Here is a 7,853-nt window from a genome sequence, read left to right on the forward strand (position 1 = left end):
TAATGTTCATAATGTCTCTATCGGGAATATGGTTTTTCAAGCAGTTAGAACCAGATTATGAACATTAAACTTCGTTTTCCCGCTCAGAATCGTTGCGGGAATGACAAGAATGGGGAGTTTTGCAATTGGCTCCACCGTAATAAATTATATACTTGCTGCAGCAGACCCATAGGAATAAAACCGGTATCTCCGCCCAGAGGAGGACAGATTAAGATGGCGCCGCCCCTAACTTTGGCTTGATATTTTACCCCAATGAAATATTGCTTCATCGTGCAAAATCATCCAATTAAGAAGGGGCTCCCGATGAAGTAGATTCCCAAAAGGCCGATGACGACCCCGGCGCTCTTGCGGAACCATCCCCCCGAGCCGATCCAGCTCTGGTTCTCGGTCAGGCGCCGCACCAGCGCCGTCGAGCTGCCGGCGACCACAATGGGAAGGCAGTGGCCCAAGGCAAAAAGCAGGATCAAAAGGATCCCCGTCAGCACCTGCTGCTGCACCGTGATGATAGCCAGGATCGGGGCGATGAAGCCGAAGGTGCACGAGCCGGAAAGCACCCCGTAGGCAAGCCCCAGAAGAAAAGCGCCGCGCAGGCCCTTGACGTTCAGTCTTTGCAGCCGGCTGCCGGAGAAGTTGCACTTCTCTACCCCGAGCATCCCCAGGGCGACCCAGATCAGAACGAGACCGACCACGATCTTCCAGTAGCTGCCCACATCCCCCAGCATCCGGCCCAGAAGCGCGCAGACAATGCCGATCAGGGCGATCGTGATGAAGAGCCCCGCGGTAAAAAGAATGGCGTAATTGGCGGCCTGCCGGGGCTTGAGGGCCTGATCCTGCCCGGCCACGTAGGCCACGACCAGCGGAATGGAGGCTAGATGGCAGGGGCTGAAAAGAACGCTGACCATCCCCCAGAGAAAACAGCCCAATGCCGCAAGGTAGGTCGCGCTGGTAATCCAGTCGTTGATAGTGAGAAAAAATGGCGTCAGCATGTTCATCCCTCCAATTTTATGCCCATTTTTCTGAACTGGCGGACGATATCTTCCTCACTGAAAAATCCCTCACGTCGGAGCGAGCCGATCCAGTTGCCGACGCCGGGGGCAAAGTAACCCAGCAAAACGCCCGCCCCCATCGCCAGAAAGATCCAAAGCGTCAGGAAGCGGTCCAGAAATGAGAGCTTTTTAACGATACTTTCAGACATATTAACCTCCGTTCTCATTCTTTCAGCGAGATGGTCCCTAACATAGGGCCCGTTTTCACCGTTCAAGTTCCGCCGGAAGACCTTTACGTCCCTCTCCGGTTCGAGGATGCAAGGAATGGCCTCTTCGTCTTCGATTGAATGTTATGATGGGTTATATCTACGGCTGAATTTGTACATAACCTTCCTGTATCAATTGGATTAATCGACCCACAGCACCTGAGTGAACCTTCACCTCGGGTAAAAGGTCGTCATTACCCCATGTATGGTTCTTCATAGAAACTGCGCACTCTTCGATCTGCACACCCTGTTTTATCAGTTCGGCAATGAGTTCTTTGTAAGGATTGCCGGTGGTGACTTTGCGGTAAGCATTGTAAGCCTCGTCATTCAACGTCATATATGCTGCATCACCGTGAAAGACGCCGATGATCTGCCCTTTGGTTTTCATTTCCTTAAATCGGTTTGCCAAGAGGTACATGTAGTTGATACCTACAGGCAAGTCACCAGCAAATGCCAGATGATCCATATTAAAAACTACATTTGCTTTTTCCAGTACCACCGGGATATCAACATGAATCATGCGCTCCTCCTCAATATCCTTGTTGTCAGATGCTAATAGGAAACTCTACTGTCCAAAACATACAAGCAAAGGTGCTGCAAATAAAATCTTCATCCAATTGTTTTTACTCATTTAAATGCCTTTTCCCTTTATGGTGACTAATGTTTCCTCGTTTATATTCAAGCAGATAATGTTTGCCTGACTCCTTCCTCACCTCCTTTTGATGGACACAAAAATGTCGAAATTCCACTTACACTGCCACAAAGGTGCCCCTGAGGTCTGCGAAAACGGGGAGGTGGCTGCCCAGGTATGTCCGTAGCGCATCTACGATCCGTTCCGACCGGTTTTCGCGATTGCGGCCGTATTTCTGAGGGACCCCTTGCGGCGTGACGAATGCCGCTGTGTAATACCGGCCGGGCTGCACCTCCTCATCGCCTGCGAATAGTTTTTGAATACGGTGTCCTGGAGGATTCTCTACCTTGAAGTAGACATTAAGACCGAGACAGCGCTTAACATAACCTCCCATTTGATTGTACGGGTCGCACGAAAACGTCCTTTCGAGATTCTCCTCCAACATCTCCTTAATTTCCTCTCCCGTCAACTCTCCTGTTGAGACAGGCGGATTCATTGGGATAATGTTGTAAAGGTCATTCAAGGTTATCTTCCCGGGAACTATCGGTGCGCCGTAGCGCCAGCCATTTGAAAATGCCAATTGGGCACCGGTGCTTTCGAGTAAAGCCTGAAGGAGGAAATTGTCCATAGTGGCCTCCAGGGTCGTTCCCCGGTTGAGCGCTGTGACAGTTTCACCGACAACTTCTGAGAGGTCATTCTTATAGGGCGCGAGCGCCTGTTGTATCAGTTCATCTGCTGTGGGGTCGGGTTGTATTGCTGCTTCAACCTCGATCAACCGGTGCCGGTAATCGACGATTTGTCCGCCATCCATTTCCAAATCCAGGCGACCCAAAAAAGAACCATGGCAGCCTGATTGTATAACAATAGTTTTCCCATTAAGGACCGGTTTATAAAGACGGTTATGGGTGTGGCCGCTGAGACAGACATCTATGCCATGCACCTCGGACAAAAGTCTCATCTCCTGAGGGAACCCGAGGTGCGAGACCAAAACGATTAAGTCCACCTTTTCCTGAGTGCGTAACGTATCGACAATTGGCGGAAGTTCATCCCTGCCCAGGGTAAAGGATATGCCTTCGCTGTAGGAAGGCGGCATGGTCTTGTCCACAATATTTGAGGCGATCCCCACAAGGCCGATCCGTAATCCGCCAATCTCTTTTATGATATACGACGGATAGACCAGCTTATTTGTCTCTTTATCGTAAATATTGTTTGCCAGCATCGGATAATTGAGTTCAGCGACCCGCTGGTTAAATACCTTTGGACCATAGGCAAATTCCCAGTGTGCCGTCATCGCATCAAGCCCCAATGAATTCAAGATATGGATCAAAGCTTGTCCCTGGGTCTTTAGGGCAGGATAGGTGCCGTGCATTGTATCACCGCAGTCGCAAAAGAGAATGCGCCCCTGGTTTTCAGCCCGAATCTGTTTTACGATCGTGGCGATTCGGGCATATCCGCCCGCAGGACGATAGACTGCCTGACCTCTCTGCCAGAACATCTCCTGGTGCAAATCAAAATAGGCATGGCTGTCGTTCATTTGAACTATTGAAAGTATCTTTCTGCTCTTCATTTTCTTCTCCTTCCTTTCAGACCGGTCACTGACTTCTTTTCTCATTGATAATCTTTACCAACCCCCAGCGGACATCTACCGTCAGGCTACCGAAGTGAGACATAATGGTTCCCGGATAACCATTTGCTATAACGTCAAAGGCCCTTTCAGGCGACAAACTGTAAACGGTAAAGTCAGGAGGGGACGGTTGAAAACCTTTTGAAAGCGCTGAACCCCTGCCGTCCCTTCCATGGCAGAGGGAGCAGGTTTCGTCATAAATCTTTCCGGCCTGCTGAAATATTGTCTCAGGGATTTTAACAGCAAGGGGTCCGGGTAAGTACTATGAATCAAATACATTACAAGGAAGATTCCGACTGCAAGGACTGATATGGTGAGCAGTATGTCAAGTATCGATGACGGTTGATAGGTATCCTCGTCTATTTGTCTCTCAACCTTCTTGTACTTGACAAATGCAAGCAGGCCCAGCAACGTGCCAAGACCGACAAGGAATATTCCCACGATTGCCGAATATCCATGAGAAGTAGGTAAAGCTTTTTCAATATTTGATTTTCCCAAAATCAATGACATTTGTTTTATGAACAACGCAAACTTTTCAACAACAAAACCGAATGCCATTATCCCAATGCTTGTTCTTATCCACGCAAGAAATGTTCTTTCATTCGCCATGTGAACACGGCGATTACGAACGCTTGCAGATTTCTTATCTTCAATTATCTCTGACATAGAGCTAACCCTCCATGACATGGAACAGGTTCACTAGCCGCGCCAATACAACCCTTCTCGGCACATCGTCTTTTGCGAACGCTGCCCGACCTGAAATCTATGCCGCCGCTGCGGGAACGAGCCATTTGATCATCGCGACTTTCACGGCGTCGTTCACGACAAGGCACGAGACCATCGCATAGATGAAAATTGCGAGCGTCTGCCACCACGGCAACGGCAGGAGTCCGACATTCGCTATCCCAAAAGCGCTGGCCGCCTTTTCAACAGAGATTGCCTTGAGATGACCGAAAAGCATTGCGCACGAAATCGATCGCGGCGCTTTCCATCGACAGTGTTTTTGCGCCTTCGTCGTAGAGGATGACGTCGACTGCGTCGAAGATTCCGGGTCATGCGATCGAGAACCGCATCGTCAATAACCTCGAATTGTGGGGCAGACCAGGACACGTCGCTTCTGAAGTCCGGGTCCTGGCCGGCCCCGGGGCAATCGGGCATAAGAGCCCTCTGGCCCTTTGCTTCCCGGCTTGCTTATTTCTTTTTCTGTGCTGCCTTTATTGGCTGGAACGGCCCGTACTGATGCTGTTCCTGTGAAAAATTATCCGCATAGGGTGGATACGGGCAGTCCACCGCTTTTTTCTCCAGTTTCGGATAGTCCTTCTCCAGTCCGCTCATCTGCGGCCGCTCCTTCGAACTGAGATAGGCGGCAACATCGTAGGTATCTTCATTGGTGATTGCCGGATGGTTCCACACCGTTCCCAGCGGCATATTGCTGTGAATAAACGCGGCGGTGGTCAGCATCCGGTTCATTCCCGCTCCGTTGTTGTAGCTGTTTGTTCCCCAGAGGGCCGGGGTGACATGGCTGCCCGAACCTCCGGCCGACATGGACTGATAGCCGTCCCCATTTTCGCCATGGCACGACATGCAGAACCGGTTGTACGCCTCTTGGCCCTTTCTCACGTCGGCCTTGCGCTTTGGACCTTCGTATTTGGGTGTTATCAGGCCAAAAACATCCTTGGGCATATCTTTCGACAACCAGTTCACATAGGCGACCATCGCCTTCATTTCTTTGCTGTCGGCAGCCAGCGCCTTGCCGTTCAGGCTGCGCTCGAAACAGCCGTTAATCCGCTTCTCAAGACCCTGTATCTGGTCTTCACGGCCCCGGTATTGGGGGTATGTCTGGCTAACCCCCATCCAGGGGAGTCCGAACTGCTTGGTGCCGTTATCCAGGTGGCAGCTCGTGCAGTTCAGGGTATTTCCGGAAAAACGCATTTTCTCATCCTTCGCACCAGAGCCGAGCTGCGCATACGTATCGGTCAAAAGCAGTGCGCCGTAACGGATGAGATCACCTTCCTCTCCCTGGGGAATATCCTTGATCAGCGGCACTACCCAGGCGGCAGAAGTTCCTTTTGCCTCTAGTGGCGGCGCGGTGGTGCGCTCCGCATCGGCCAGCATGGTCAAAAATCTGAGGATATTGTTGATTTCTTCGTCCTTGAGTTTCTTGTTCAACTGCAAGTACCCCATCTGATCCACTGCCTCCGCCAGGTTGTCCACCTCGCCGTCATGGAAATAGGGGGCGGAAAGGGTGGCATTGCGCAGCATGGGAACCTTGAAGACATATTTGTCACTTTCCAGCTTGGTGACCTTAAAGCGGCCAGGGTCCTTGTCGTTGGTATAGTTATGGAACACGCCCATTTTCTGGAAGGTCATCCCCCCCAGGTTGGGGCCGCTGTGGCACTGCACGCAGCCGACATTGATGAAGGTGCGCATCCCTTCCATTTCCTGCCCGGTGAGGGCTTGTTTGTCCCCCTCCAGGAAACGGTCGAAGCGGCCCCGGCTAATCAGCGTTCGTTCAAAGGCCGCAACCGCTTTGGCAAAATTGTCGAAAGTAACCGGGTTTTTCTCGCCAGGAAAGGCCTTTTTGAAATCAGCGGGATAATGTTTTATGCCTTTCAGCCGTTCGACCAGTGCTTCGGCATTGGGCATGCCCATTTCAATGGGATTGAGAGGGGGCCCCTGAGCCTGTTCTTCCAGAGTGGCAGCGCGTCCGTCCCAGAACTGCACAATCTGGAAACCGGCATTCATGGTTGGTGGATCGTTGCGGTCCCCAGATTTTCCTTCCGCGCCTTTGCCTGTCTTGAGATTGTCCACCCCTGCGCCTTTGTTGTCAACGGGATGGCAAGAGTTGCAGGATTGGGTTTTGTTGATCGAAATGGCTTTCTCGAAATAGAGTTTCTTCCCCAGCGCAATCATGGCGGGAGTGTCCTGATCACTACCCGGCATGGTCGCGGGAAGTTTGCCGAAAAGCGCATGCGCCTGCATCAGCAGTACACCATCTGGGCTGCCGGGTACCGCTTTGATTGTGCGCGAGGCATCCACTACCTGGCTCTTGGCCGCTTTTTTTTGTGCCCTCGCTGCGGATTTGGCAGAGGCCTGCGAGATCAGATTACCCCCCATATCGGAAAGAATCAAAGCACCCAACGCTGCTATCAAAAAAACGGTTGCCTCTAACTTCTTTCGCATAGCCAATCCTCCTTTTCAGTTGTTTAAGGCCCTCCGGCTCAGGTTTCTTTTGACAAGCTGCTTGCTTGGCTTACTTTGGCATCAGTTGCTGCAGGCGTTGCGGCTCCTCTCCCAGCCACTCCGGGTTCCGGGCGGTACCGTCGAATATGGATGTGGTCTTGAATGGCTCGAAATCGCCGCGCGCCGCCGCCTCGGCGGTTTTCGACAGCAAAGACCGTACCTCCTCATCGCTCATCGGGCGAAATGTCTGTACTGCTTCACATGCCTGATCCAGAATCTCGATGCTGTCGATACCCGTTATGACCACGGAAGTGGGCAGGTTCAGCGCGTAATGCAGGCACTCGATCGGTGTCACTGTTTTTGACTTCAGCAGAATCCCGTTCGCCATGCTCTTCATTCCGAGGACTCCTGTTTTCTGCCTTACCAGTTCCGGCAACACCTCTTTTTCAAAACTCCGATAATGCGCGTCCATGACGTTGAGCGGCATTTGGACCGTATCGAAAGCAAAACTATGATCCGCCGCCACTTGCAGCATATACAGATGGATATTTGGGTCCTTGTGCCCCGTGAAACCGATATAGCGGAGTTTTCCCGCTTTCCGGGCCTCCACGAGCGCGGTATTAGCCCCTTCGTCATCAAAGATCCGGTGCGGGTCTTCGTACCGGATAACCTCGTGGTGCTGGACGAGATCGATCATGTCGACCTGGAGGCGACGGAGCGATTCGTCGAGCTGCCGCGCCGCTTCTTTCTTCGATCGGCCATCGATCTTCGTCATCAGAAATACCCTGTCCCTGTAGCCATCGCGCAACGCTTTGCCCATGCGGATCTCGCTGACCCCCTCGTTGTAATCCCAGCAGTTGTCCATGAAGTTGATGCCGCGGTCTACGGCGGTGCGAATGATGCGGATGCTCAACTGCTCATCTACCCCGGGCAAGCCGATATGCCAGCCCCCGATCCCGATCGCCGAGACTTTCTCTCCCGTACTGCCGAGCGTTCGGTAGAGCATCCCCTGTACAGTTGCGGTGTTGGACATCGGTTTCACTCCTTCTGGTCGTGGCCGTCGGGATCTCCTCCTTTCAGGGGGTAAATATAGAAAAGAGAAGGCCCCACGGCAGCGGTGGTTATGCCAATGTTCGCACGGACTTTTCCCGCTTCCATTGGCG

Annotated in this window: 8 protein-coding genes; all 8 read right to left on the reverse strand. The window is 52.1% G+C overall.

From position 1 onward, the window contains the following. Positions 1 to 278: 278 nt before the first annotated feature. Positions 279 to 986, reverse strand: a complete 708-nt coding sequence (locus tag M0P74_17650; protein MCK9365412.1) for a cytochrome c biogenesis protein CcdA — start codon at positions 984 to 986, stop codon at positions 279 to 281. A 2-nt stretch (positions 987 to 988) separates the two neighbouring features. After that, positions 989 to 1,195, reverse strand: coding sequence for a hypothetical protein (locus tag M0P74_17655; GenBank protein ID MCK9365413.1), 207 nt, complete (start codon positions 1,193 to 1,195; stop codon positions 989 to 991). 157 nt (positions 1,196 to 1,352) lie between these two features. Then, positions 1,353 to 1,772, reverse strand: coding sequence for a DsrE family protein (locus M0P74_17660; GenBank protein MCK9365414.1), 420 nt, complete (start codon positions 1,770 to 1,772; stop codon positions 1,353 to 1,355). 229 nt (positions 1,773 to 2,001) lie between these two features. Then, positions 2,002 to 3,450 (reverse strand): 5'-nucleotidase C-terminal domain-containing protein, encoded by a 1,449-nt coding sequence (locus tag M0P74_17665; protein MCK9365415.1) that lies wholly within the window; start codon positions 3,448 to 3,450, stop codon positions 2,002 to 2,004. A 126-nt stretch (positions 3,451 to 3,576) separates the two neighbouring features. Continuing rightward, positions 3,577 to 4,173: a DUF202 domain-containing protein gene (locus tag M0P74_17670; protein MCK9365416.1), complete on the reverse strand. Its 597-nt coding sequence runs from the start codon at positions 4,171 to 4,173 to the stop codon at positions 3,577 to 3,579. Positions 4,174 to 4,270: 97 nt separating this feature from the next. Continuing rightward, a complete protein-coding gene (locus M0P74_17675) occupies positions 4,271 to 4,468 on the reverse strand; it encodes a hypothetical protein (GenBank protein MCK9365417.1) in 198 nt (65 codons plus the stop codon). Between the two features lie 230 nt (positions 4,469 to 4,698). Next, a complete protein-coding gene (locus M0P74_17680) occupies positions 4,699 to 6,690 on the reverse strand; it encodes a c-type cytochrome (protein ID MCK9365418.1) in 1,992 nt (663 codons plus the stop codon). A gap of 70 nt (positions 6,691 to 6,760) precedes the next feature. Beyond that, positions 6,761 to 7,723 (reverse strand): aldo/keto reductase, encoded by a 963-nt coding sequence (locus M0P74_17685; GenBank protein ID MCK9365419.1) that lies wholly within the window; start codon positions 7,721 to 7,723, stop codon positions 6,761 to 6,763. Positions 7,724 to 7,853 lie beyond the last annotated feature (130 nt).

Source organism: Syntrophales bacterium (genome assembly GCA_023229765.1).
Classification (GTDB): Bacteria; Desulfobacterota; Syntrophia; order Syntrophales; family UBA5619; genus DYTH01.